Origin of the sequence: Sulfurospirillum sp. 1612, assembly GCF_036556685.1 — a bacterium.
Taxonomy (GTDB): Bacteria; Campylobacterota; Campylobacteria; order Campylobacterales; family Sulfurospirillaceae; genus JAADIZ01.
Genome location: NZ_CP140614.1, coordinates 1,299,379 through 1,325,735, shown reverse-complemented (window position 1 = coordinate 1,325,735; position 26,357 = coordinate 1,299,379). Strand labels below are relative to the sequence as shown.

Annotated in this window: 30 protein-coding genes; 9 read left to right on the top strand and 21 right to left on the bottom strand. The window is 38.7% G+C overall.

Features of this window, described 5'->3' with window-relative positions; genetic code table 11:
- Positions 1–4: 4 nt before the first annotated feature.
- From SFB89_RS06610 to SFB89_RS06600, 3 genes are all read right to left on the bottom strand, one after another.
- Entirely contained in the window at positions 5–1,120 is a 1,116-nt protein-coding gene (locus tag SFB89_RS06610; RefSeq protein ID WP_331773895.1) for a citrate/2-methylcitrate synthase, read from the bottom strand.
- Positions 1,117–1,995 carry a methylisocitrate lyase gene (gene prpB, locus SFB89_RS06605; protein WP_331773894.1) on the bottom strand — a complete coding sequence of 293 codons (879 nt, stop codon included), beginning with the start codon at positions 1,993–1,995 and terminating at the stop codon, positions 1,117–1,119. The genes SFB89_RS06610 and prpB overlap by 4 nt, the downstream gene beginning before the upstream one ends.
- Before the next feature lie 81 nt (positions 1,996–2,076).
- Complete coding sequence (locus SFB89_RS06600) at positions 2,077–3,972, bottom strand: propionyl-CoA synthetase (protein WP_331773893.1); 1,896 nt, start codon at positions 3,970–3,972, stop codon at positions 2,077–2,079.
- A 206-nt stretch (positions 3,973–4,178) separates the two neighbouring features.
- Between SFB89_RS06600 and SFB89_RS06595 the strand changes: the two genes are divergently transcribed.
- Entirely contained in the window at positions 4,179–5,147 is a 969-nt protein-coding gene (locus SFB89_RS06595; protein ID WP_331773892.1) for a hypothetical protein, read from the top strand.
- A 22-nt stretch (positions 5,148–5,169) separates the two neighbouring features.
- Here SFB89_RS06595 and SFB89_RS06590 read toward each other — a convergent pair whose 3' ends face one another.
- Genes SFB89_RS06590 through SFB89_RS06530 form a run of 13 tightly spaced genes read right to left on the bottom strand, consistent with a single transcriptional unit; the run spans position 5,170 to position 14,383 of the window.
- Positions 5,170–5,637: a Na+/H+ antiporter subunit E gene (locus tag SFB89_RS06590; RefSeq protein WP_331773891.1), complete on the bottom strand. Its 468-nt coding sequence runs from the start codon at positions 5,635–5,637 to the stop codon at positions 5,170–5,172.
- Positions 5,634–6,032 (bottom strand): hypothetical protein, encoded by a 399-nt coding sequence (locus tag SFB89_RS06585; protein WP_331773890.1) that lies wholly within the window; start codon positions 6,030–6,032, stop codon positions 5,634–5,636. Before SFB89_RS06585 ends, SFB89_RS06590 begins: the two co-directional genes overlap by 4 nt.
- 10 nt (positions 6,033–6,042) lie before the next feature.
- Positions 6,043–7,158, bottom strand: a complete 1,116-nt coding sequence (locus tag SFB89_RS06580) for an NADH-quinone oxidoreductase subunit D (protein ID WP_331773889.1) — start codon at positions 7,156–7,158, stop codon at positions 6,043–6,045.
- Positions 7,148–7,732 (bottom strand): NADH-quinone oxidoreductase subunit C, encoded by a 585-nt coding sequence (locus tag SFB89_RS06575; protein ID WP_331773888.1) that lies wholly within the window; start codon positions 7,730–7,732, stop codon positions 7,148–7,150. The genes SFB89_RS06580 and SFB89_RS06575 overlap by 11 nt, the downstream gene beginning before the upstream one ends.
- Entirely contained in the window at positions 7,729–8,337 is a 609-nt protein-coding gene (locus SFB89_RS06570) for an NADH-quinone oxidoreductase subunit B (protein ID WP_331773887.1), read from the bottom strand. The genes SFB89_RS06575 and SFB89_RS06570 overlap by 4 nt, the downstream gene beginning before the upstream one ends.
- Before the next feature lie 10 nt (positions 8,338–8,347).
- The gene (locus SFB89_RS06565; RefSeq protein ID WP_331773886.1) at positions 8,348–9,241 is read right to left on the bottom strand and encodes a respiratory chain complex I subunit 1 family protein; all 894 of its coding nucleotides are present in this window, start codon (positions 9,239–9,241) and stop codon (positions 8,348–8,350) included.
- Positions 9,238–11,013: a proton-conducting transporter transmembrane domain-containing protein gene (locus tag SFB89_RS06560; protein WP_331773885.1), complete on the bottom strand. Its 1,776-nt coding sequence runs from the start codon at positions 11,011–11,013 to the stop codon at positions 9,238–9,240. The genes SFB89_RS06565 and SFB89_RS06560 overlap by 4 nt, the downstream gene beginning before the upstream one ends.
- Positions 11,010–12,464 carry a complex I subunit 5 family protein gene (locus tag SFB89_RS06555; protein WP_331773884.1) on the bottom strand — a complete coding sequence of 485 codons (1,455 nt, stop codon included), beginning with the start codon at positions 12,462–12,464 and terminating at the stop codon, positions 11,010–11,012. The genes SFB89_RS06560 and SFB89_RS06555 overlap by 4 nt, the downstream gene beginning before the upstream one ends.
- Before the next feature lies 1 nt (position 12,465).
- Positions 12,466–12,843, bottom strand: a complete 378-nt coding sequence (locus SFB89_RS06550; RefSeq protein WP_331773883.1) for a sodium:proton antiporter — start codon at positions 12,841–12,843, stop codon at positions 12,466–12,468.
- Positions 12,836–13,564: an MnhB domain-containing protein gene (locus SFB89_RS06545; protein WP_331773882.1), complete on the bottom strand. Its 729-nt coding sequence runs from the start codon at positions 13,562–13,564 to the stop codon at positions 12,836–12,838. Before SFB89_RS06545 ends, SFB89_RS06550 begins: the two co-directional genes overlap by 8 nt.
- Complete coding sequence (locus tag SFB89_RS06540) at positions 13,561–13,815, bottom strand: Na(+)/H(+) antiporter subunit B (protein WP_331773881.1); 255 nt, start codon at positions 13,813–13,815, stop codon at positions 13,561–13,563. Before SFB89_RS06540 ends, SFB89_RS06545 begins: the two co-directional genes overlap by 4 nt.
- Positions 13,812–14,135 (bottom strand): monovalent cation/H(+) antiporter subunit G, encoded by a 324-nt coding sequence (mnhG, locus tag SFB89_RS06535; RefSeq protein WP_331773880.1) that lies wholly within the window; start codon positions 14,133–14,135, stop codon positions 13,812–13,814. Before mnhG ends, SFB89_RS06540 begins: the two co-directional genes overlap by 4 nt.
- Entirely contained in the window at positions 14,135–14,383 is a 249-nt protein-coding gene (locus tag SFB89_RS06530) for a monovalent cation/H+ antiporter complex subunit F (RefSeq protein ID WP_331773879.1), read from the bottom strand. The genes mnhG and SFB89_RS06530 overlap by 1 nt, the downstream gene beginning before the upstream one ends.
- A gap of 313 nt (positions 14,384–14,696) precedes the next feature.
- On the opposite strand from SFB89_RS06530, the gene SFB89_RS06525 reads away from it, so the two are divergent.
- The 6 genes from SFB89_RS06525 (at position 14,697) to SFB89_RS06500 (ending at position 20,347) form a co-directional block, all read left to right on the top strand.
- Complete coding sequence (locus tag SFB89_RS06525) at positions 14,697–15,686, top strand: metallophosphoesterase (RefSeq protein ID WP_331773878.1); 990 nt, start codon at positions 14,697–14,699, stop codon at positions 15,684–15,686.
- Between the two features lie 90 nt (positions 15,687–15,776).
- The gene (locus SFB89_RS06520) at positions 15,777–16,220 is read left to right on the top strand and encodes a hypothetical protein (RefSeq protein WP_331773877.1); all 444 of its coding nucleotides are present in this window, start codon (positions 15,777–15,779) and stop codon (positions 16,218–16,220) included.
- Between the two features lie 109 nt (positions 16,221–16,329).
- On the top strand, positions 16,330–16,950 hold the full coding sequence (locus tag SFB89_RS06515) for a trimeric intracellular cation channel family protein (RefSeq protein ID WP_331773876.1): 621 nt from the start codon (positions 16,330–16,332) through the stop codon (positions 16,948–16,950).
- A gap of 53 nt (positions 16,951–17,003) precedes the next feature.
- Positions 17,004–18,188 (top strand): aspartate aminotransferase family protein, encoded by a 1,185-nt coding sequence (locus SFB89_RS06510; RefSeq protein ID WP_331773875.1) that lies wholly within the window; start codon positions 17,004–17,006, stop codon positions 18,186–18,188.
- Complete coding sequence (locus SFB89_RS06505; RefSeq protein ID WP_331773874.1) at positions 18,166–19,344, top strand: TolC family protein; 1,179 nt, start codon at positions 18,166–18,168, stop codon at positions 19,342–19,344. Before SFB89_RS06510 ends, SFB89_RS06505 begins: the two co-directional genes overlap by 23 nt.
- On the top strand, positions 19,334–20,347 hold the full coding sequence (locus tag SFB89_RS06500; RefSeq protein WP_331773873.1) for an SAM-dependent methyltransferase: 1,014 nt from the start codon (positions 19,334–19,336) through the stop codon (positions 20,345–20,347). Before SFB89_RS06505 ends, SFB89_RS06500 begins: the two co-directional genes overlap by 11 nt.
- A 7-nt stretch (positions 20,348–20,354) precedes the next feature.
- On the opposite strand, the gene acpS is transcribed toward SFB89_RS06500, so the two are convergent.
- The 5 genes from acpS to SFB89_RS06475 all read right to left on the bottom strand — a co-directional run bounded on the left by acpS (position 20,355) and on the right by SFB89_RS06475 (position 24,157).
- Positions 20,355–20,732, bottom strand: a complete 378-nt coding sequence (acpS, locus tag SFB89_RS06495) for a holo-ACP synthase (RefSeq protein WP_331773872.1) — start codon at positions 20,730–20,732, stop codon at positions 20,355–20,357.
- Entirely contained in the window at positions 20,729–21,265 is a 537-nt protein-coding gene (gene fliL, locus SFB89_RS06490; protein ID WP_331773871.1) for a flagellar basal body-associated protein FliL, read from the bottom strand. Before fliL ends, acpS begins: the two co-directional genes overlap by 4 nt.
- Before the next feature lie 78 nt (positions 21,266–21,343).
- Entirely contained in the window at positions 21,344–22,711 is a 1,368-nt protein-coding gene (gene radA / locus SFB89_RS06485) for a DNA repair protein RadA (RefSeq protein WP_331773870.1), read from the bottom strand.
- On the bottom strand, positions 22,698–23,591 hold the full coding sequence (gene ftsY / locus SFB89_RS06480; protein ID WP_331773869.1) for a signal recognition particle-docking protein FtsY: 894 nt from the start codon (positions 23,589–23,591) through the stop codon (positions 22,698–22,700). Before ftsY ends, radA begins: the two co-directional genes overlap by 14 nt.
- Positions 23,588–24,157, bottom strand: a complete 570-nt coding sequence (locus SFB89_RS06475) for a TlpA family protein disulfide reductase (protein WP_331773868.1) — start codon at positions 24,155–24,157, stop codon at positions 23,588–23,590. The genes ftsY and SFB89_RS06475 overlap by 4 nt, the downstream gene beginning before the upstream one ends.
- Positions 24,158–24,222: 65 nt before the next feature.
- On the opposite strand from SFB89_RS06475, the gene SFB89_RS06470 reads away from it, so the two are divergent.
- Both SFB89_RS06470 and rny read left to right on the top strand, forming a co-directional pair.
- Positions 24,223–24,798: a 5-formyltetrahydrofolate cyclo-ligase gene (locus tag SFB89_RS06470; RefSeq protein WP_331773867.1), complete on the top strand. Its 576-nt coding sequence runs from the start codon at positions 24,223–24,225 to the stop codon at positions 24,796–24,798.
- The gene (rny, locus tag SFB89_RS06465; RefSeq protein ID WP_331776064.1) at positions 24,798–26,351 is read left to right on the top strand and encodes a ribonuclease Y; all 1,554 of its coding nucleotides are present in this window, start codon (positions 24,798–24,800) and stop codon (positions 26,349–26,351) included. The genes SFB89_RS06470 and rny overlap by 1 nt, the downstream gene beginning before the upstream one ends.
- Positions 26,352–26,357 lie beyond the last annotated feature (6 nt).

The window sequence follows — 26,357 nt, the reverse complement described above, 5'->3', positions numbered from 1 at the left end:
CCTTTTATCGTTTGTCTAATGCGATATATTCGCGGTTGTCAGGTCCATTATACTCACTACTTGGACGGATCAGTTTGTTGTTGGCGCGTTGTTCTTTGACATGTGCGGCCCATCCGGTCGTTCTGCTCATGATAAACACTGGCGTGAAATAATCCGTTGGGATATTCAAGAATCTATAAGCAGAGGCTGAGAAAAAGTCCGCATTGGTTGGTAATTGTGGTTTTTCTTTCTTCATGATAGCCTCAATGGTCTCACTAATACGAAAGGTTGCTGTGTCGCCTCCTAATTTTTTGGACCACGATTTGATGATAGGGCTCCTTGGGTCTCCGCCTAATCCATAGACTCTATGTCCAAATCCCATCAATAACTGTTTTTTCTCTAACATCTCATACACACCTTTAGTGGCTTCTTCTTCATTGGCAAATGAGTCGATTAATTTCATAGCGGCTTCATTGGCACCACCATGCAATGGTCCTCTTAATACACTAATCCCTGTGGTGATTGTGCTATAAGTGTCTGAGAGTGTTGAGGCACAAATTCTAGCGGCAAACGTGGATGCGTTAAATTCATGTTCTGCATATAAGATCAAAGAGACATGCATGCAGCGTATTTGATCTTCACGAGGTGATGTATTGTGAAGTTTTTCTAGAAAATATCCCGCGATAGTATCTTGCTCACTGTGTGTGTCAATTCTCACTCCTGCGTTGTGGAAATGGTGCCAATAGAGCAATATAGAAGGAAAAATTCCCAATAATCTGACAATCACACGATCTTGTTCGGTTGTAAAATCATCCTCAGGCTCTAATGTTCCTAATGCGGAGCAACCCGTTCTCATGACATCCATCGGATGAGCCGTTTTGGGAATGTTTTCTAAAATGGTTTTTAATTTTTCTGGTAAACTTCTTGCGGCAATCAGCTTCTTTTTGTAAGTATTTAATGTTGCGAGATTTGGGAGTTCCCCATATTGAAGAAGATAAGCTACCTCTTCAAAGGTAGCATGCGCTGCTAAATCTTCAATGCTATAACCTCTGTAATTTAATCCACTGCCTTGCCCGACCGTACAAATAGCACTCTCACCTGCTATCACACCGGCCAAACCGCCCGTTTTTTTATCACTCATTTTTTATCCTTACTAAATAATTGATCTAATTTTTCTTCATAAGCGTGATAGTCCAACATGTCATAAAGTTCCATTCTGGTTTGCATGATGTCAATCACAGAGCTTTGTGTCCCTTCGTCTATGATGGTTTTAAAGACATCAAGGGCTGCCTTGTTCATCGCACGAAATCCAGAAAGTGGATATAAAATCATAGAGATTCCGACACTGGCTAATTCATCAACGGTGAAAAATGGAGTCGCCCCAAATTCTGTCAGATTAGCCAAAACCGGTACCTTGATTTCATTGACAAATTCTTCATACTCTTTTAATGAATGAATTGCCTCAGCAAAAATCATATCAGCACCGGCTTCAACATAAGCACTAGCACGATCTAGTGCGGCACTTTGTCCTTCGCTCGCATGTGAATCAGTACGTGCCATGACCACAAAATCTGGGTCTATTTTGGCATCAACAGCGGCTTTTAATCTGTCGCACATCTCTTCTGTGGTGACTAAAGCTTTGTTAGGTCTGTGTCCACAGCGCTTTTGGGCTACTTGATCTTCGATATGGCAAGCTGCCGCGCCCGCTCTTGTCATCTCTTTGATGGTTCTTGCGATATTAAAAGCACCACCAAATCCAGTATCCGCATCCACAAGCAAGGGGAGGTCACATCGTGTTGTAATTCGTCTAATATCAATGCAAACATCTTCGAGACCCGTCATCCCAAGATCTGGTAAGCCATAACTTGCATTGGCAACACCGGCACCGGAGAGATACAGCGCTTTTGCACCGACTCTTTGAGCTTGGATTGCGCTATATGCATTGATGACGCCTAGTATCTGTAAGGGGCTCTGTTTTGCGATTTCTTCTCTAAATATTTTTCCTGCACTCTTCATTTATTTTCTCCTTTTTTACGGGCACAGCCCACAAAAAATTCCTCTCACTAAAGCTTTCGCCTTGCGAAGAATTTTTATTGTTTATTTTTTGGGATAGCCCAATTTTTTTATAGCTTCTTCTATCTCTGGTAATACACTTTGGTCTTCTATGGTTGAGGGCATATTCCACGCTTTGCCATCTGCCATACTGCGCATGGTGCCACGTAAAATTTTGCCACTTCTTGTTTTGGGCAATTTATTGACAATGGTCGCGATTTTAAAACTGGCAACCGCACCAATCTCTTCTCTTACGAGCTGTACGACGCCATCTATCAGGGATTCAGGATCGCGCTCAATTCCTTCTTTTAAGACGACAAAGCCCATAGGTACTTCCCCTTTGAGTTCATCATCGATTCCAATCACAGCACACTCTGCCACATCAGGATGTTTTCCTACGACTTCTTCCATCTCTCCGGTTGAGAGTCGGTGTCCTGCGACATTGATGACGCCATCCATCCGTCCCATGACCCAGACATAGCCATCTTTATCAATATAACCTGAATCTCCCGTGAGATAGTATCCTTTGTAAAAATCAAGATAGGATTTTTGATAACGCACATCATCATTCCAAATACCCATGAGACAACTTGGTGGCAGTGGTAATTTGATGACAAGATTACCGAGTTTTCCTGCTTTGCACTCTTTGCCATCGGCATCGAGCACTTTAAGATTGTAGCCTGGCATCGCTTTGGTGGGAGAACCGGCTTTGACTTCCATCGGATCGAGTCCTATTGGATTGGCCGCGATTGACCAGCCTGTCTCTGTTTGCCACCAGTGATCGATTACCGGTTTGCCGGTGACTTTTTGAGTCCACTCAAGCGTTGAAGAGTCACATCGCTCTCCTGCCATAAAAATCGTTCTGAGATGTTTTAAATCATATTTTTTAGCCCATTTACCATCAGGGTCTTCTTTCCTTATGGCTCTAAATGCGGTTGGCGCTGAGAAGAGAACATTGACTTTGTATTCTTCACAAACTCTCCAAAAAGCACCAGGGTTTGGAGTTCTAACCGGTTTTCCTTCATAGATGATTGTAGTACATCCATTCATGAGGGGTGCATAGACGATGTAAGAGTGTCCGACGACCCAACCCACATCACTAGCAGCCCAAAAAACATCCCCAGGCTTTGCATTATAAACATTATCCATAGACCATTTTAGTGCAACCGAATGCCCACCATTGCTACGAATGACACCTTTTGGCTTGCCAGTTGTTCCTGAAGTATAGAGGATATAAAGCGGATCAATAGCATCAACAGGAACACAATCTACTGGGGAGGTTTTCTCTTCTTCTTCAGCCCAATCTACATCTCTCCAGGGGAGAAGATTGCAACGCTCTTGCGGTCTTTGCCAGATAAGGCAGGCGTTGGGTTTGTGGCTGGATTGTTTGATGGCTTCATCTAGGAGGGGTTTGTATTTGATAATTTTACTTACTTCGATACCACAACTCGCGCTCATGATAACTTTAGGTTTGGCATCTTCGATTCGGGTAGCCAGCTCATGAGCGGCAAATCCGCCAAATACAACCGAGTGTATGGCTCCGATTCTAGCACATGCCAACATTGCGATGGCCGCTTCTGGAATCATCGGCATATAAATGACGACGCGGTCGCCTTTGTAGACACCTTTGTTGACAAGCATACCTGCCACCTTAGCCACTCTATCTCTAAGTTGTCGATAAGTATAGGTCTTTTTCGTATCGGTGACAGGAGAGTCAAATACAAGGGCAAGCTGATCGGCTCTTCCATTATGGATATGCAAATCCAGAGCATTGTAGCAACTGTTCATACATCCGCCGACAAACCATCTATAATGACCCTCAACGACATCTAAAACTTTATCCCATTGGTGATACCAGTGAACTTTTGTAGCGGCCTCTGCCCAAAAGTCCTCTGGGTCTTTTATAGAGTGCTGGTACACGTCATCATAAATTTTTCCCATATAAGTTCTCCTTATTTTTGATTCTTTGAATTGTAGATTTATATTATACTCATAAAGAAAAGCAATGACGTGTACAGTTTTCTATTTTGAAATACATAATTTTGACATATTTACAATAATTGTCATAATTTGTATTTTTTGTACAAAAGTTGTACAATATAATACAAATAAATAAATCATAGTACTTTTATGATGGAGTATGTGCGATGAAAAAAAATGTTATTGATAAAATTATCGATATTTACAATAGGTCAGAGCTTAGCATATCGAAGTTTGCTGTGATTGTCGGCAAGGATAGAAGGACCGTGACATCCTGGATTGATAAGTTATCACATAAAAGCCCCAATGAAGAGATTTTGGAACGAATATCGAGCTTTTTTAGATATCCCAATAGCATCTGGGATGATGATTGTCAAGGAGATGATTTTCTTGATTTGCTTACAAAAGTACCCAAAGAAGAGGTGAAAATCATCGATGAGGGATATTTGGGGGGATTGAAATATATCATCAAATATGAAGATAAAGAGCGCTTTGTGATTCATTCACAATTTCCAGGACCTATGTATCGGGATACAACCGTCCCTCGAGTCTATCGCACACAAAGTAGCACTGAAATTGAGGTTTTTAAGCAAGAAAGAGTGGAGCGGATGCTCTCTTACTCTTTTCAGACCGTAGAATGGTATAGTATCAAAGCCTTACTCTCTTTTTGTTTTTCTCCCATTGGTAATTTTTATACAAAAGAGCAAAAGATTTTGATTTTAGATCTGATGTATAACAATTTTCATGAAAATTATAATAAAAAACTCTACTTTTTTGACTCCTTTTCGAGAAAAGTTTATGGTTTGGATACCATTTATACTTCTATCAATATCAAAAATGGGGTTATCTTTTTCAAAGCGCCGTTAGAATCTGTGATTATTGAAGTAAGCAATAAAAAATTAGTAGAACGCATCCATCGACATTTTACCGATGGCAAAGAGGCCCCTGCTCATGTGCATCCGAGTGATGCGACAGAAATCCTCCAAATACTAAGACGGGCGATACAATTAGATCATGATTTACTTCAAGCTTATGTGATGATTGATCAGCAAACCCAATATGGTGAGATTTTTAAAAATAATCTGAGTCTCTCATTGATACAGCGCATGAATAAAGAACAAGGGCAGAAGCACTAAGGCCTCTGCGTGTTTGACAGTATTATTTGAGAAGAATGTGCTCAAAATCTCCTGCGATGATTTCGCCGGCTTCTTTCATATCCGCAGTACGGACATCAATCCAATGAATATAGAGAGTATCTTCTTGGACATCGAGTGTGATGGTGCCGGGTGTGAGGGTGATGCTATTGGCTAAGATGAGTTTTTTATAATCCTCTTGCAGTGCCGTTTTAATCGCGACAATACCCGGATTGATAGGAAGCTTTGGGTCAATAACCCGTCTTGCGACATCAATGTTGGATAAGACAAGATTTTTGAGAAAAACAACCAGATAAGAGAGGTACATAATCGGTTGAAATCTAAAGGTATCTAGGCTTTTATAATTTCTAACATACAGTAAAGCCAGGATGAAGGATACCACAAACCCTGTGATGAGTTCTTGATTGCTGAAACTCATCGTGAGTGCTACCCAAATGATAAATAAAAACACGGTCCAAAAAATGAGTCTCATGATATATCCTTTTTGTTCTTTGGCATAAAAAGAAAGTTGTCCGGATCAGCATCTGCATAGATACACTCATTGTCGAGTTTTAGCGAATGGGGCGGGCAAACATCAGTACACAGTGAGCACCAACAACATCGTCCATAATCAATCCTTGGAATACATCCACTTGTATTTTTGGGATTGTGAGGATTGTCATCATGAATCATATCAATGGCTTCATTCATACAAACATCTTGACAGTTTGCACAACCAATACATGCCTCTAAATCATTAATATGAAAACCTCTGTATCCTTTTGGAATCTCTCTTTTTGTTTCAGGATAGGTGAGGGTATTGGGGTGTTTAAACAGTGTGCCAATCGCGCTAAGTGGTGATAAAACCCCTTTAATATCAATTGCCATTTTTTTCTCCTTATCGTTCAATCTCTGGAGGACAAATGCCCAACGAGTTCATCGTCATCGCGACATCAGATAATTCTGAGCCGACGAGTAATTTTTCAAGTAGTGTAAACCCATGAATCAAAGAGGGACCCCGTACTTGCATTCTTCGAATCTTTTCAGTACCATCTCCGGCCATATAATATGACATGGCACCTCGTGAGGTCTCGGTTTGTACATAAATATCATCTTTGGGTAAGACAAATTTTCGATGTTTTGGAATTTTTTGTAAAATCTCGCCTTCTTTTGGCATTTGTTGGATGATTTGTCTCAAAATTTTGATAGATTGCAGTGCTTCATCGCGACGTACCAATGCCCGTGCGTAGACATCACCATCACTTTGTGTTGGTATATCAAAATCCAATTGGTCATACATCAAGTAGGGCATATCTTTTCTCACATCTCGTTTGATGCCACAGCCTCTCATGACTTGACCGACATAGGCATTTTTTAGCACGTCTTCTTTGGTGACAATTCCCACACCGATGGCGCGAGTTTTAAACATGACATTATCAAAAAATGTATTATTATAAACTTCGATTCGCTCTTCATAATACCGTAATAGCGCTTCTAGTTTTTCTAGAAATCCCGCAGGCAAGTCTCTTCTGACACCACCGGGGAATGCATACATATGATAGACTCTACCACCGGTTAATTCTTCAAATAAATCTAACATATAGTCTCTGTCACAGACCGACCATTGCGGTATTAGACCCAGTCCGATTGACCCAGCTTGTCCTCCCATCCATAGGAAAAAGTTAGCCAATCTTGCCATCTCTAAGACCATGGTTCTAATCCATGCGGCCTTATCACTGATTTCTAGTCCACTCAATCCCTCTACCGCTCGTGCGTAGTTTTCTTCATTGGGATCGGGTTCGGGAACACAGATACGACAGACAATCGTAAAGCCTTGTACGATAGTGCGGCGCTCGACCAATTTTTCAAACCCTCTGTGAAGATAGCCGACATGGGTTTGTGCTCTTTGTATGGTTTCTCCAATTAAATCAAGTTCAACACTCATATTTCCTGTGATACCAGGATGTTGAGGTCCATGAAAAATAGTAATAATTTTTTGTTTATCAAGACTCATGTGAGGGTACCTCTTCGTTTTTAGCAGCTTCTTGTGCTTCTTTTAATTTTTGTGCCTTTTTCTCTTCACGTCTTTTTTTCATCTCTACTTTGACATCAAGATTATCATCTCTTTGTCCACGAAATGGATCAAGCGAATTGACAAATTCCAAGGTATCGAAATCTCTTCTAAGCGGTGGCAGTTGATTCCACCCCTCCAATGCAAAATCGATGAGAGTTGGGTGTCCGGGAAAATCGATGCCAAAAAATTCATGAAGTTCTCGCTCCAATATCTCAGCTTGTGGCCAAATTTTATGTAAGGTAGGCAAGGAAGCGTTCTCTCTATTGATGCTGGTTTGGACCATGAGAACGTGATCTCTTGTCTTTTTGAGGAGACAATATGTGATTGTAAAATATCCTTCTTCTAAATCATCCCTGCAATTGATAGAATCAAGGGTTATATAGTCATATTCATTTAAGAGTTTCAATAAAGTGCTCATGATATCATGAGCATCCACCATGAGTTTATAAAGTCTTTCATTTTTTTGAGTGACCTCCATAGAAAGACCTTGCAATTTTGTCAAGATATCACTCATAGCGTTGCCCCTTGTTTCAACATATACCAGTCTGCTTCATAGGAGGGGTCAATATTCTCACCGAGTACTTTTTTCTGATTTTTTTTATAAAATTCAAGATTTTTTTCATATTTTTCCCAGCCCCCTTGTTCGCCGTTTCTGATGCGCTCTTGCAATTTGGCAAATCCCTCCAAAAGTGCTTCAGGGCGAGGCATACAACCATTGACAAGCATATCAACAGGGATATAATCATCTAATTTTTTAATCGTGTTATACGAATCCCAGTACATCCCGCCATTGATGGCACAACTGCCTAAACCAATAACATATTTAGGACTTTGCATTTGTTCATAGGTTCGGATGACCCTTCGGAGTGTTTTATAAGCAAGGTAACCCGATACGATAATCACATCGGCTTGTCTTGGCGTGGCAACACCGACGACACCACCACGTTCTGCATCATATCGGCTGGTAAAAGTGGGTGGCATTTCAATCGCACCACAACCCGTACCATAGGCTACAACAAAAATACTCTTACTTCGGAACCAATTGATGGTTTTTTCTATCAATGTTTGGGTGTTTCTCTCTGCTTTATCAAATTCATGACCATGAAATCCTATTTCCATCTTATCTCCTTTATCCAAACCAAATGATTCTAACAAGGCCTATTAGCCCGATTAGTGTAGGTATCTTCATCAAAAAATCAACCGCTTGTGAGACTTTATATCTCCCATATACGATACCGATAAATATGAGCGTTATAAAAATCGCAAATGTTTTGAGTAGTAACATTCCAAGAGAATCGGCACCTCCTAAAAATAGGTCAGTAACCAGTACCAATTTTGCGAATGCAAATAAGGAACCTTGACTCATGAGTAGCGCTAGAAACTTGCCGCTAAATTCTGTTCTTGGCCCTGAATAGACCTCTTGGGGGGCTCCTGGTATATCAAAAGGAGACTCTCCAAAAAAACCGACCATCGAAATCATCGCAGCTATAAATAAAAATGGATGATTCCAAATATTTAAGCCATTGATTTTTTGCAAATCCATGATATGCACAATATCAGCACTATTTGAAGCAATAATCAGTCCCACGATGGCGATATAAAAAGGCAACTCCAAGCCAAAAAGACGGCTCAAACCTCGAGTTACGCCCATCACACCAAACGGATTGCCTCCGGTGCCAACAGCCAGTGCATTTCCCAAAGGTCCCAGTACCATCAAATACAAGAGTAAAAATAGATTTCCCTGTACGGTGACACTTCTGAGAAAATCACTATCATTAAAAAGAGGTATAAACATCAATGTCATTACCGCTCCTGTTGCCATGATAATAGGTCCGAGATAAAACATCCAGCCAAACGAAGCCGAGCTTTTTTTTGAAAAAAGTTTGATACTGTCAAAGAAAGATTGATAAATGGTCGGACCGTATCTACCTTGTATTCTTGCGGTAATATTCCTATAGGTACCAAAATATATAAAGCCGACCACATAGGCGATCACGATAAGTTCTAATATTTGTAAAATCATGAGTTGACTCCTATAAAATATAATGCACTAAAAAATAGTAAGATGATGATGGCCGTATTGTGGATATTACCATAATACATCCTACTAGTGAGTTGGGATGCTTTTTTTGTCTGTTGGGCTAAGGACTCATAAAAATTAGAGGTGCTTCTTTTGAGTATGGCATTGACAAATTTGATGCGATGCAACTCACTGCCCATCCCATATCCGTAATGCAAGGATGTATTTTTATCCGGCACCTCACCACAATAGCTGATATCAAAGCGGTTGAGATTGTTTTTTGCTTTTGATTTGATGCGAAACATCAAGAGTAAGATAACTAAAAAAATGATGACAAAAGCACTGATAACAAAGAAGCCGTTGAAGTTTCCTACCACACTTTGCATCACACCCAGACCACTGTATGGGATTGGGGCTAGTAATAACTCTTTTAATATCGGATTGATGACAGTAACAAAAGCTCCAGGAAAGGCACCCAGTCCGATTAGTGCGAGTGCCAAGATGATTTGTGGGATAAGATACGTCAGAGGCACTTCTTTTTGTTTTTCTAAATTTTTAGAATTGGGATGTCCGAGATAAATACCGTAAACCAATTTGTAGCAATACAAAAATGATGCGGCTCCGGAGAATAACATGGCGACTAAAACGAGCGCAAATTTTGTGTCGATTAATGCATTATACATCATAAATTTGGAAGCAAATCCACCCAGTGGTGGCATTCCTGCTAGTGAAATGATACCGATTAGTAGCATCACAAAGGAGAGGGGAGTTTTATAAATCAATCCACCCAATTCGCTAAATTTATTTTTTCCACTTTGTGCTACAATAGCGGCAACATTGATGAAGAGTAACAATTTGATAATAGTATGTATTACCGTGTGATACAAGGCCCCCGCGACACCAAATGAGGTCCCCAATCCAATCACCGCGACGATATAGCCCAGTTGTGCGATGGAAGAGTAAGCCAAGAGTCTTTTGACCTCATCTTGTGTGATGGCTTTGAATGTTGCGATGATAGAGGTGATGACCCCAATCCAAGCCAGAACATAACCAAAGCTACTGCCATGAAGTACACTTCCAAACATCTCTTTTAATTCATAAAATCCTACGATATTGCCATAAATCAAAAACAACCCATAAATTCCCATCTTGGACATGACCGCTGATAAAATAGCACTAAATAAATCCGGCGCTTTTGAATACGTATCGACAACCCAATAATGCAAGCCAATAACACCTGCTTTGATAAAAAAGCTCAGTGAAAAAAGCACGACAAGGGTGACTTTGATAGAAAAAGGGATAAATTGAAATGTGCTTGCTATGGTTGCAAAATCAAAAGTGTTGGTAAAGGCGTAAGTGATGACCATACCGGCAATCAAGAAAAATGCAGAGCCCAGAGAGAAGAGTATGTATTTTTGCAATGATTTCATATCGGCATTCAAGGATTTTGATATGAGAAAATAACTACTCCATGTCATCACTTCCCAGCCAATAAAAAAGGTGATAAAATCACCAGCAAAGACGATGACGAACATCGCGATTGAAAGCACAAATTGAAGCACATAATAACTCCAAGATAAATGTTTTGTTTTTTGAGCAATGGTGACCAAAAGAAAAGAACCCAAACTTAAATATGCAAAAAAGGTACCTATATGGGTTTGTACCAAGCTGAGTGTAAACTCTTGGCTGAGTGGCACGCTCATATGAAAATCGCCACCTAATTGGTATAAAAACAGTATTGGAAGTAAATTTAAGAGTAAAAATATAGGATTCATAGCCCCACTCCTAGTGCATAATGTAAGTAGCTACCCGCATGCAAGAGTGCATGGGTGGCTAAATCTGTATAATGGATTAATAACGAAGGCGCTATCCCAAAAAGGATGATGAGAAAAGCGCAAAATGACAAGATGGCATAATTTAAAAATCCAATCGGCACGGTTGTTTTCGTTCTTTTTTTATCTAACATCAACGCAATCAATCGGAAAAAATAGACCGCTTCAACCAAAGAGACAAGTAGGATGAAGGCAATGGCAATATAATTATGTGCTAGCGCGAAACCTTTAAGGATGAGTATCTTGCCCACAAAACCACTAAATGGTGGGATGCCTAGAATTGATAAAAATCCAATAATCAGAATCAAAGCTAAAAATGATGATTTAAAATCACCGACTATTGTGATTTTTGAATTTTTTAATTTGCTTATGATAATTCCCAATGCTAAAAATATCATCAATTTTGATAGGGAGTGACTGGTGAGCTGAAACAAGGCTCCAGATATCGTCTCACTCGAATGTGATGCCAATGCAAAAAATAAAATACCAATTTGTCCTAGTGTTGAATAGGCTAAGAGTCTTTTGATATCTTTTTGATTGAGTGCTGTGAATTCGGATATGAAAAAGGTCACCGCTCCGATAGCCATGACAAAAATCGTATATTTGCTGTTCAATCCCAACAGATAAAAGAGATGGAAAAAGACAAACATATAAGCTTTGGCTACCACAGAACTAAAAAGCGCATTGACATGAGAACTACTTCCCTGATAGATATCCGGAGCCCAAAAGTTCATCGGAAAAAGTTCAGCTTTGGTTCCAAAACCAATAAAAAGCATCAAGGCAATGAGCATGGCAATCTGTGGATTGATTTCTGTGTATCTTTGTGCAATCAAGCCGATATTTACCGTACCGATTTGTAGATAAATCAGCATGATGGCAAACACGATAAATACTGAAGCAATGGAGCCAATGATGAGGTATTTGATGCCACCTTCCAAGCCTTTTTTGTCTTTATTGTAAGCAGCTAGGGCATAAGAGCTGATACCCGTGATCTCAAAGAAAATGTAAACATTAAAAATATCACAGCTCAGTATCAAACCGATACTTCCGGCTATGAGCATATTGAAAAAGACATAAAATCGGGTCTCATTTTTACTTTCATGTGTCTTGAAATATGAAAACATATAAAGGGACACAATCACACCTGAAAAGGTAAAGATGAGTAAAAATAAAAGCGAAAAATTATCTAAAATAAAAGCGATACCGATAGGAGGAGCCACAGAAAATTGTGATATTTGCGGTAGTGTTGTCTTCATGTAAAACAGTGTTTGAACAAAGAGTATCACATGCAAGACAATGGCACTGCTCCTCAGGCTAAAAGATCCAAATTTCTTGAAAAATGGAACAAGAAATGAAAAAATTACCGGTAATAAAAAATAATAACCTAAACTCATGTTAATCCCTCAATTCATTCATTTTTGATATATCATTGATACCGGTTAATCTAAAGTACTGAATACCAAATGATAATCCAAGCGCTAAAATGGCCAAACCGATGACGATGGTCGTAAGAATCATCGCTTGGGGTACGGGGTCGACCATATTGGTAAAGGTTTTGAGATTGCCATCGACAATCGGAGCTACTTTTCCAAAATCATAGTGCAACCCGATGAAAAAGATAAAAAGTGCGCTCTCCATGATGTCAAAGGATATGAGCACTTTGACCAAGTTTTTTTGTGTGAAAACACCATACAAACCAATCGCAAACAAGGCCATAGACCCTATGGTGATAATGAAATGAATCGTTTCATTTGAATTAAAAAAATCAAGCATGTGGCACCTCGTATTGTGTTTCTTCTTTTATGAAATATTCGACAATCACACTCATCTCACTGCCGACTTTAATCCCGACGATGATGTAAATGATAGGGATAATACCACCACTAAAGAGGGTGCCTATCTGATCGATTGGATGGGGAAGAAAATTTCCCAAAAGGATATTGATTTTAAACAGTGAATACAGTGCCACTAAAACATAGGCCACCCCACTGATAGATTCACCAAAAGTGAGGATGGAGTGTTTGAGGTGCATGTTTGGATTGGCAAGAAATAGCAACAAAAATGCTGTGGCTATGATCACCCCGCCTTGAAATCCACCTCCGGGACTGAGATGTCCGTGGATGATGACATAGACGCCAAATAATACGATGACATTGAGTAGTAACTTACTGCCCGTACTCAATATAAAATTATGTTGTGTGAGTACTTTTTCATGAACTCTTTGCGAAGAAGAGAGCATCAAAGCAATACCCGTAGTCGCCAAGAAAAGTACCGTGACTTCTCCTAATGTATCCACACCCCTAAAAAAGGTCACGACTGAAGTGACGGCGTTTGCTGTGGCGGTTTGAAGGTTTAGTGATAAGATGATTTCTCCGACACTTTTGTGGCTATTGGGTTTGATGTGCATCAATAATCCAACAATGGAGAGCATCAAAGCAGAAGAGAGCAAGGAGAGCACGATATGTTTGAGTTTAAACTCTTTTTTGATATTCATGATTCACCTTCTTGTTCATTGGTAGAAGTATGCCTGATGCCAAGCAATAATACTGCGGTACTAAGACCGGTTCCAATAACCGCTTCTGTGAGTGCGACATCGGGTGCTTGAAAGATGAAAAATAACACAACACAACCCAAACCTACCGCCATAAACAACATCACAGATTGCGTGATATCTTGGCTTAAAATTGCATACAAAGCAACTGAAATAATGGATAAAAATACAAAAGTAATCAATATTCCTATCATTTTTCTTCTCCTTTTAGGGCATCAACACCACTGGTGTTGTAGAGGTCCTTGTAAAATCTTCTATAAGTAGTACGTGCGAGTAGGGAAGAGGATATGGGATTGGTTATCATGATAAATATCGCAAGAACTATCAGTTTAAATGCCCATTGCGGCATCAAACAAGCAATACACAAAATAACTAAAAGAGAACCCAAGGTCGATGCTTTTGTTGCTGCTTGCATTCTCGTTAAGGTATCTGGCATGCGAAGTAATCCAATACCACTAATAAAAAACAAAATGACGCCAAGAGAGCCGAGGATATAACCTATAATACTAAGCATCAAATCTCCTTATCTAAAAATTTAGCAAAGACTACCGTACCCACAAAGCCAATCAAACCAAAAACAAAGGCAACGTCTAGGTACAAACTTTTCTTGAAATAAAAGGACAAAACCACCAGCATTGCGGCGGTGATGACACTCATAGAATCAAAAGCCACCACACGATCTACGAGGGTCGGACCTTTTAAAAACCGAATCAATGCCAACAATAGCGATAACGCTATGAGCAAAATCAAAATATTTAACATAGGTACTCCAACTTTCATTTTCTTGATAAAAGATTAGCGCTATCGTACTTTCTATATAATAAAAACTATAATTATCTATTTTAATTAATATAAATATAATATATAGAATAATTAAATGTCATGTAGATAATATGCGGTTTAAAAAAAATTATTAATACAAATGAGATATAATCACGTCTAAAGGTCTAAAATGAAATTTTTTGTTGTAATTTTTTTGGCAGTATTTGTTTTATTGAATATTTATATTTATAGGCGCCTGATTTGTAAATTGGATTTTAAAAATAGTACAAAGCGCTATTTAAAGCTCTTTTTGTTGTTCAATTTACTTGGAATTTTTGGTTATATCATCGCGCGTTATTTTGTCAGTATTCCCAGTTGGCTTTACTTTTTGTTGTCTTTGCCTATTGGGGTATTGTTTTTGATGTTTTGTACTACGGTGATTTATGATGGGTCTAGATTGCTCTTGTCACGCGTGCCACTTTCAGATTCAAGAAGGAGTTTTTTTAAAAAATCATTGGATCTCTCTTCGGTATTTTTAGCCAGTGGTTTGAGTGCCCGTGCGATGTATAATGCGAAAGTAATCACGACAGAGCAAGTAGATATTAAGATCAAAAATCTTAAACAACCCTATACAATAGCCCAAATCAGTGATTTGCATATCGGTGGGTTGATTGATGGGCATTTTGTGAAGAATATCGTCAATAACGTCAATAAAATTGATGCGGATTTAGTCGTCATCACAGGAGACTTACTGGATACCAAAGTCTCATTTTCAAAAACAGTTTTGCTGGAGCTGACAAAGTTAAAATCGCGATTTGGCACCTATTATATCGTGGGAAATCATGAATATTTTCATGGTGTTTCTGAGATATTAAGTGCGGTGAGATCTCTTGGCATCAAGGTTTTAGAAAATGAAAATATTTATATAGGAGCGAGAGGAGCAGGGTTTAATCTAGCAGGTGTTTATGACCTTTTTGGTTATCGCGTGGGGCATCATGAGCCTGATTTAAACAAAGCACTTCAAAATGTAAAACAAGCACCAACAGTGCTTTTAGCACACCAACCAAAATATATTTCTGAAGTCAAAAAAGGGGTTGATTTGATGCTCAGTGGTCACACGCATGGCGGACAGATTTATCCTTTTAAATATTTGGTAGCATTGGCACAGCCTTATATCAGTGGATTGCATCAGCATGATGAAAGGTTGCAGATTTATGTGAACAAAGGGACGGGTTTTTGGGGTCCTCCGATGCGTTTGGGAGCGAGTGCAGAAATCACCCATATCACGCTGTTGCCCAGTTAGTGCAAAAACTATAAAATGATAAAATCGTGGCTATTTAATTATTTAAGAATATATTTGTTATAATAGTGAATTATTATATAAGGAGTCACTATGAAACAATTGTTGATGAAAAGTTTTGTTGTTGTCGCTTTGGCGATTCCAGCACTGTTAAATGCTCAAAACCTCAAAGGTTTAAATATTATCATGACATCTCCCGATGCTCAAACCCAAATGATGGGTATGGTTTTGGCGACAATGACATTGAAAAAGCATCAAAAAGAGGTTACTATCACTTTATGTGGACCTGCTGGTGCTTTGGCCGTAAAAGGGGAAAAGAGTGCGCTGGTCAAACGACCTGGCGGTGCTAAAGCAGTCTCCCCAAAAATGGCGCTAAAAGGTTTGATTAAAGCAGGTGCTCATGTGGCACTATGTCCTTTATATCTCCCAAATGCAGGTAAAGATGCATCGGTTTTACTCCCAGGTATCACCATTGCAAAACCACCATTGGTAGCCAAAAAATTAATCAACGCTGATTATAACAACATCAGTTTCTAAACGATATATGAGGTGATACAAAAAAGTATCATCTCATACGCTTCTCTTGCCTTTTTGCATAAAAATCCCCATAATAATGTGTTAATAAATAATATAGTAAAATGCCATCATGATAACCAACACATTTTTGCTAGATTTTGCTGATTTTATAGGGATGATTTCCTTCGCGCTGAGTGGCTTTTATGTTGCGACTCGTGATCGACTTGATTTGCTGGGTATTTTTATCGCCGCTTTTTTGACTGCACTCGGTGGTGGCGTCATTCGGGATGTGATTGCATCAAAAGTGCCGTTTGTATTTGTGAATTATTATCCTCTTACTATTGTTTTGATTGTGCTTGCTTTGAGCATAGCATTGAAACTTCATAAAAAAAACCAAATTGAAAAAAGTAAATATTTTATCTTGAGCGATTCTATTGGATTGATTTCGTTTTCTATTTCTGGATCATTGGTTGGCATTCATGCTGATTTTAATATCTTTGGAATTGCACTATTGAGCGTTATTACGGCAACCGGCGGTGGTGTCATGCGGGATATGTTACTCAATAAAATCCCTTTTGTATTGACAAGTGAACTCTATGGCACGGTCTCTATTTTGGTGGGATTTGTTATTTATGGATTGAATCTTATCCATTATGTTAATATCTTTTCATTAACAATAGTGTTCATTTTAGCATTGCTGTTAAGATTAATAGCTTATAATAAAGGGTGGCATTTACCACAACTCAAATAGAATTTTGGGTATAATTCTTAAAAATTCTATTATAGATTTCAAAGGAAACAGATATGTTTGAAAAAATGGACAAAGATTTTGTATTGCACACTTATGCTAGAAATTATGTAAATTTTAAACAAGGTATTAATGCAACACTTTATGACGATAAGGGGAAGGATTATATCGATTTTACTTCCGGGATTGGAGTAGTGAGTGTAGGGCATGGCAATGCAAGAGTAGCAGATGCCATTTGCGAACAAGTGAAAAATATCACTCATATTTCTAATCTTTATTTGATAGAACCACAAGCGAAGTTAGCGAAAAAAATCGTAACATTAAGTGGTTTTGATATGGCTGTATTTTTTGGTAATTCTGGTGCTGAGGCCAATGAAGGTGCTATAAAGATTGCCCGAGAATATGGCGAAAAAATGTTTAAAAATAAAAAATATAAAATTATTACTTTAGAAAATTCATTTCACGGAAGAACGATTACAACGGTCAAGGCTACCGGACAGACAAGTTTCCACAAACCTTATTTTAGTCCCTATCCCGAAGGGTTTTCATTCAATGAAAATATCCAGAAAATTTACGATGTCATTGATGATGAGACCGTGGCGGTCATGATAGAATTGGTGCAAGGCGAGGGGGGTGTACAGCCTTTTGATAAAAAAGAGATTCAAAAACTCGCCGCTTTTTTGAAAGAAAAAGGTTTGTTGCTGATTGTTGATGAAGTGCAAACAGGTATCTATCGAAGTGGTGAATTTTTAGCGACAAATCTTTATGAAATTGAGCCAGATATCATTACCTTAGCCAAGGGCTTAGCCGGAGGTGTTCCTATTGGCGCGGTGATGACAAAACACAAAGATATTTTTGAACCTGGTGATCATGGCAGTACTTTTGGTGGAAATTATCTGAGTACCCGAGCCGGACTTGAAGTCTTAGAAATTTTAGAAGGTTACAAAAATAGTGGCAAATTAGATGAAATGTTGATGTATTTTGAAAAAAACTTATCAGAAATTGCCCAAAAATATCCTAATCTTTTTGTAGATTCAGTAGGATTGGGCCTGATGCGAGGTTTGCGATGTCATAGTGCTGAAATACTCTCTCATGCGATTCAATCGGCATTTGATGAGGGGTTACTCGTGCTAAAAGCAGGTAAAAATACGCTTCGATTACTCCCTCCGATTACTATCAGTAAAGAAGAGGTAGATGAGGGTTTTAAAAGGATGATTCGTGCGTTTGATAAGCTCTCTTAGTCTGGGATTGATACTCACAACGGGTCTTTTTGCCCAAGATAATAGTTACTTATTGTCTAAAATCAAACAAGATATTCTTAAGACTGAAAAACAGCAAAACGAGCTCAATAGCGATAATTTGCAATACAGTTGGATTAATGCCATCACGGGGAATTTGAGCCATAACAATAGTGATGTGACGAACACTAAAGAGGATCAAAACACACTATCGGTGACAATGAATCAACCGATTTTTAAAAGTGGTGGTATCTATTATGCGATTGAATATGCCAAGGCAAACCGCAATTATCTGCGCATCATGACAAAAAATAGCGAACAAAGCCAAATCAAAACCGTCTTGTCTGCTTTGTACAATATCAAAAAGATTGCATTGCAAATAGAAAAAGAGAAGTATTTGATTGACAATGCGAAAATCGATATTTTGAGGAAAAAAGAGCAATATGATAGTGGCTTTTTAGACAGCAGTTATCTTAATCAAGCCATCTTGACCAAAACAGCACTCGATCGTGCATTGATGGATCTAAAATCAAGTCAATACAGTATGATAAAGACATTGAAAGCTTATAGTGATGTGGATTATCATGATGTCGTATTACCACGATTTACACTTGTGGATCAATCAAAATTTTTGCAAAAATCTTTGAATATTAAAGAAAAAGACAGTGATATTATGCGCAATGACTATCTCAAAAAGATGACTATATCGAGCTATTTACCGACGATTTCATTCAATGCCGGTTATTATCATGTACGAGATTATGGAAAGAATGAGTACCGTACATTGGGCTTGACGCTTAGCATGCCACTTTTTGATGCCAATCGTGGACGTACCATCGAACTGGCTCGATTGGATTATCTCAAATCCAAACTCAAACTCGCGGATACGAAACGAGATGAAAAAGAGAATTATAATTTGGCCATTCATAACATCAAACTACTGCAACAAAAAATCACTTTAGCCCATGAAGATGTGAAACTCTATGATTCATTGCTTGCCTCTACGCAAGACTCTTATAAAGCCGGAGAAAAGACGATTTACGATGTCCAAACTCTAGAAAACACTAAAAAGACGATGGAGATTGATGCCAAGATATTTGATACAGAGATTCAATTGGCACTCTTAGATCTTTATGCAAAGATGAACGGTGAAATTTAGCGCTTATATGCAAGAGTGGCTCTATGGTGAAGAGGGCTATTATAGATCCCATATTGAGATTGGCAAAAGGGGTGATTTCTTTACCGCTGTGAGTAGCAGTATGTTTTTTGGGGGTTGTATTGCTAAACGATTGATGGCGACGATTGAGAGTGGGCATTTAAGTGCGCATTGTAGCGTCGTAGAAATCGGGGCACACAAGGGTTATCTTTTGGCAGATATTATCCAATTTATCTACACACTAAAGCCAGAACTGCTCGAGAGTTTAGAATTTGTCATTGTGGAGCCTTTTAGTGAGAATCAAAAAGCACAGCGCGCCTATTTTGAGGACTCTTTTGGCGCAAAGATAACATTACATCATGTCAAAGATTTAAAATCACTACACTGTGAGGATGCCTTTTTTGTTGCTAATGAAATCTTTGATGCATTTGCCTGCGAAGTCGTGAAAGAGGGGACGATGCTTGCGTATGAAGAGGGCGTTTTGACGTTCGTCCCGATGGATGAGAAGACACGAATATTATCCCAGCGATACAACATTACAAAAGGTGAAATTGCAACGGGTTATGAAGCCTTTGCTGCTGATATGTTTGCCGCAGCCAAACGCTATGAATTTGTGACGTTTGATTATGGTGATCGATTTGCAAGAGAAGATTTTTCGCTTCGCGTTTATAAAAATCATCACGTTTATCCCTTTTTTGCTCTCACCTCTTTTGTCCCAGACTCAAAAGAGGATTTACTCTATTTTGAATGTTTTGGAAACAGTGATTTGACTTATGATGTCAATTTTGATTATTTGATAAAAGCCTATGAAAAAAGTGGGGCGAAACTGGAACACTACCTCTCACAAGCGGCGGCTTTGATATCTTTTGGCTTGAGTGAATTATTGGAAATTTTACAAGAAAAAGGTGATGAGAAGATCTACAAACAAGAGATCAACAAAGTCAAAACACTCATAGACCCCGCCTTTATGGGTGAGCGCTTCAAGATGGTGTGTTTTCGAAAGTAACAAGCATTTAAAAAGCAAGCTTTTTTTCTTGTTGTTGTTCACTTTGTATGATGGCTACGGCTATGGCAAAGCCTTTATCATGAGTGATAGAGAGATCGACATCTGTGATGGCGTAGGTTTGGATTAAACGTCGTGAGAGCAAAAATGATGGCTTGTTTTTTTCGTTTTTGTAGAGTTTGATATCAAAAAAACCGCACTCTTTAGAAATGCCGACGCCCAAGGCCTTGGAAATTGCTTCTTTAGCAGCCCAAAAGCCAGCAATTGTCTCGATTGATTTGGCGAATTTAATCTCATCATGATCTAAAAATTTTTCAAGAGCCTTATTTCCAAAACGCTCTTGAAATTTTTTGATTCTGTCAATATTAACACAATCGATGCCAATCATTGAACGACAAAATCAGTAAAGAAAATATTTTTAATATGTCCATCAGCAAGGACATCGTTGATTTTATTGACAATCTCATCTTTGAGTTTATCTTTGCCTTTCATCGTGCTGACTTCTTCAAATGTTTTTGATGAGAGTACCCGTATAATAATATCACGGATTAATGGCTTTTTCTTATCGAGTTCTGCTGATAATTCTGATTTATCCATCTCCAAATCGATGGTAGTTTTCAAAAATCGACTTCCATTTTCACTCAGTAGATTGACAACAAAGGCGCTCATTGGATACATAGGACCGACGGTCATATAGTTTGTAGAGCGTTTTGGGTTTGTTCTCATTTGTTTTGATTGTTGCATAGTATTTTGTGTATTAGCTGCAGTATTTTCATCACTACCACTCAGTAGAAAATATGTGAGCAATCCCCCGCCTATGAGCAATAAAAGAAGTAGTACGATGACGATGATGAGGACTAAATTACCACCGGATTTCTTTTGGACTTCTGTATCTTGATCTACTGCTTTTTCTTTTGCCATTTGGGTTCCTTTTTATTTTTAATATTCAAAAACAGAATGATTTTATCAAAAAACTGATAAATCTGTCTTGATTTTCACTCACATCCATTCTATGAGTTTTGGGACTTCATCGATGTTATAGCACTTCAATCCGGAGACTTCGCTCATCGGTAATGATGGCACGATGGCCTTTTTGAAATGTTGAGATTTGGCTTCTTTGAGCCTCACATCCATACTAAACACATCACGGATATCTCCTATCAAACTAACTTCACCTAAAAAGATGGTGTCTTTGCTGATGGGACGGTCTCGATAACTGCTGATGATGGCCGCTATGATAGCTAAATCGGCAGCTGTTTCATTTATCTTTATACCTCCGGCAATATTTATAAAGACATCGTATTGATTAAAGGGCAAATCGAGCTTCCTCTCTAGCAGTGCTAAAAGCATCGTCAAGCGGTTTAACTCATATCCCGTCGCACTTCTTTTTGGATTGGAATAGCCACTTTCGCTCACCAAAGCTTGCACCTCCAAAATAATAGGACGAGAACCCTCCATGACGACTGTGGTCGCAGATCCTGATTGTGGATTTCCTCGTGTGAAAAATTTCTTGGAAATATCTTTGGCACTGAGAAGTCCTTGTTTGGTCATCTCAAAGATACCGACTTCACTAGTCGGACCAAAACGGTTTTTAAAACCTCTTAACAGTCGTAACTCTTTTGAAGAGTCTCCTTCAAAATATAAAACTGTATCAACCATGTGTTCGAGTACGCGAGGGCCTGCTATGGAGCCTTCTTTGGTGATGTGTCCAATGATGAAAATCGCCGTATTACTCTCTTTTGCATAGCGCATCAAATCAAAGGTAATTTCGCGTACTTGGGAGACACTACCCGGCGCTGCTGTGAGTTTGTCACTATAAATAGTCTGGATTGAATCGATAATGAGAAGTTTGAAATCTTGTTTTTTTAATTCATCAAAAATGATATCAAGTCGGATTTCTGATAGAAGAAAGAGGTCATCTTCATTACTGCCAAGACGATCTGAGCGGAGCTTGATTTGGCTGGTGGATTCCTCAGCGCTGACATAGAGGACTTTTTTATGCTCTTTGGCGATATTCCCAGCGATTTTAAGCAGTAGTGTGGACTTTCCTACACCAGGGCTTCCTCCTACTAAAATTAAGCTACCATTGACGATACCCCCACCGAGTACCAAGTCAAGCTCTTCACTTCCTGAAGATTCTCTATCGACAATTTCATGTTCGATTTCTGTGATAGGCAAAGCCCCTACATAAGTGTTTGTATGGTTGCCCATACTGCTGCTTGAACCCATCTCTTTGAGTGCTTCTATCTGTTTTGCATTTAATTCAAGAAATTGGTCCCAAGCGCCGCAATTTGGACATTTTCCCATCCATTTTGAAGTTTGATGTCCACACGCTTGACACTCAAATAAAGATTTAGTTTTTGCCATGGTTACGCACAAATATAGAATCTAATATGGTCTCTACATATTCATCTGCATCAAAAGGAATCAAATCATTTTCTCCTTCGCCAACACCAATATAAAGGATTGGTAATTGCAACTCTTTGGCGATAGCAAACAGGGCGCCTCCTTTGGCCGTGCCGTCTAATTTTGTGATGATGATTGCATCAACATTGACGAGATCATGAAAGGCTTTGGCTTGATTGATGGCAGAATTGCCTTGGGTACCATCTAAAATCAAAATTTTGCGTTGGGGTGCGCCCTCTTTGGCTTTATCACAAATACGCACAATCTTTTTCAATTCATTGGAGAGATTGGTTTGATTGTGTAATCTACCGGCGGTATCAATAATCACATGATCGATTTTTTTGGCGATGGCAGAGCGGATTGCATCATAGGCGACTGCGGAGGGATCATGACCTTGTTTTGTGGCGATGATAGGGATGTTGAGTTTGGTTGCCCATCGACTCAATTGTTCTATCGCAGCAGCTCTGAAGGTATCAGATGCGCCTAACATAACACTTTTGCCTTCTTGTTTATAATGATTGGCGAGTTTGGCAATTGTCGTTGTTTTTCCCGCACCATTGACGCCAATGATAAGATCTACAAAAGGTTGTGTTTTGATGATCTCTGCTGTTGGCTCGTCATAAATAAAATAGGATTTCAAGACTCTTTTGAGGTCTTTTTCTTCAATTTTTTCTTGCGGAGGCAAGTAGTATATAATCTCCTCGACCAGTTCATAAGGAACATCAGATTCCAACAAAATATCTTCCAAGGTGGATTTATCTATCTTCTCAACTTTTTCAGGCAATATCTCATGAATGGCATGTAGGGTTTTGCCGAGCCCTTTTTTAATGAAACCTATCATTGTTTTAGGGTGTTTTCAATATCAGAATCTATCATCTCTTCAGGAATGACACCGAGATAATGAGTCGCATAATCGCCATGTTTGTCATACATAATCATAAAAGGGATGTTTTTGACTCCGCCAACCAAGTCTGTCATTTTATAATTGCCATCACCATTTGTGACCGTGTAGTTGATGGCGTGATAGTTGATGAAATTTTTGATTTCGTCAATATCTTTATTTTTTTCAAGCAACACTCCAATTATTTCGAGTTTTCCTTTGTATTTTTCTTGTAAATCGACAAGATGTGGGATTTCCGCTTTACAAGGAGGACACCACGTAGCAAAAAATGCTAACAAGACCACTTTATCTTTTGCATTAGAAAATAAAAATCCTTTGTCTGTTTTCGTGACGGTGATAGTTTGTCCATTGATATCTTTTAATAATATTTCATTGGGATTATTTTGTGTTTTTGTTTCTTGTTGTGTCGTATTTTGCTTTGAGGCATCTGTTTCTTTTTTGTCACTTGAACAAGCAGAAAACAGAAAGGGTAGCAAAATCAATAAAACATACAAATATTTTCTCATATTAAAAACCTTTTTTATAAAAATAAGGATAATATTATAGAAAAAAGCTCCTTAAAGTGAAGATAATGGAAAAACTAACATTTGATACAAAGCAGGATTTTAGAACGCATTGCAAGGGAAAACTCCAAAAAATATCGCGTCAAAATCTTTTGAAAAGAAACGCATTGGTGCAAAAAAAGTTGCTACAATTAATCGATGAGATTCACGCCAAAAATATCCTTTTTTATTGGCCCCTCAAGCGAGAAGTTGATGTCAGAAAGTTACTATATCGCGCTAGATGCCGACCTGATTGTAATATTTATGTACCATTTATGGAAGGTGTCAGTTTTAAAATGGTAAAATTTAGATTGCCTTTAAAAGGTAAAAAATTTAATATAAAAGAGCCAAATAATTCTTTTGCGAAATGTAAAAAAATTGATTTAGCAATTGTTCCGGTGCTTGGGGTAGACGGAGCATTTAGACGCGTTGGGTTTGGAAAAGGTATGTATGACAGATTTTTTGAGTCATTACCTTACACGCCACACATAGCATTTGTAGAGTTAGTGGATTGTCATACTACATCAACAGTAAGCGAAAAACACGACATACAAGCAGATATTTATATTACCCCTTATAATACAATTAAGAAGAGGGAAAAATGATATTAGAATCAACAGTAGTTGGAGCCAGTGCTTTAATCGGTGCAGGCTTTGGATTTTTAATCTCCAAAAAAATGGAAGCGGCCAATCATGAGGTGCGAGTAGAGCAGGCAAAAGCAAAAGCAAAAGCGATTGAACACGAAGCAGAATTGGTATTGAAAAATAGCAAAATAAAAGTTCGCGAAGCGGAACTTGAAGCACGCGAGCAGTATGAAGATAAACTCATCTCGTTCAAAAAAGATCTCTCAGAGAAAATGCTAGAACTTGATAAAAAAGAAGATCATTATAAAGAAGAGTTGAAGAAGATAAATAAAGATAAAAGTGAATTGGGCAATCTACAAAAAGAGGCCAAAGAGCTCTATGCTGAAGGAGCTAGCTTAAAAGAAGAGTATGCTTCAAAAGTCAAAGAAGCCTTATTGGTTTTGGAAAAATCATCGGGCTTAACACAAGAAGAGGCCAAAGAAATTGTCCTTAAAAAAGTGGAAGAACAATCTCGTGATGAGATTGCACATATTGTACGAAAATATGAAGAAGAAGCCAAACAAGACGGCAAAAGAAAAGCAGACTATATCTTGGCACAAGCAACGAGTCGTTTTGCTGGGGAATTTGCAGCAGAGCGTCTTATCAATGTCGTGAATATCAAAAATGATGAACTCAAAGGGCGTATTATTGGTAAAGAAGGACGCAATATTAAAACGCTTGAAATGCTATTGGGCGTAGATATTATCATCGATGATACACCTAATGCGATTATTTTAAGTAGTTTTAACCTCTACAGACGTGCTGTGGCTACCAAAGTGATAGAACTGTTAGTCGAAGATGGCAGAATTCAGCCTGCACGTATTGAAGCGATTTATGAAAAAGTGAAAGAAGACTTTGACCAAGGCTTGATCGAAGAGGGACAAAACATCGTGATGGATTTAGGTTTGAGTCGTGTTCATCCTGAAATCATTAAATTAATCGGAAGATTAAAATTCCGTGCGAGTTATGGACAAAATGCACTCGGACACTCTTTGGAGGTGGCACATCTTGCGGGTATCATAGCCGCAGAAACCGGTGGTGATGAAATCCTAGCACGTCGTGCGGGAATATTACATGATATTGGAAAAGCTTTGACGCATGATTTTCCAGGAAGTCATGTCGATTTGGGTGCAGATATTTGTAAAAGATATAAAGAGCATCCTGTTGTTATCAATGCCATTTATGCTCATCATGGACATGAAGAACCACTCTCTGTAGAATCAGCAGCGGTATGTGCTGCTGATACGCTTTCGGCTGCAAGGCCGGGTGCGAGACGTGAAGTCCTTGAGGCATTTTTGAAAAGAGTGCAAGATATCGAAGAGATTGCCACAAGCAAAGATGGTATCAAGCATGCTTATGCGATTAATGCAGGGCGAGAGATCCGCGTGATTGCTAATGCCAAATTAATCAATGATGATGAAGCGGTCTTGTTGGCTAAAGAAATTGCCAAAGAGATTGAAGAGCGTGTACAATATCCTGGCGAAATAAAAGTCAATGTCATTCGAGAGGTTCGTTCGGTGGATTTTGCTAGATAGCCATAT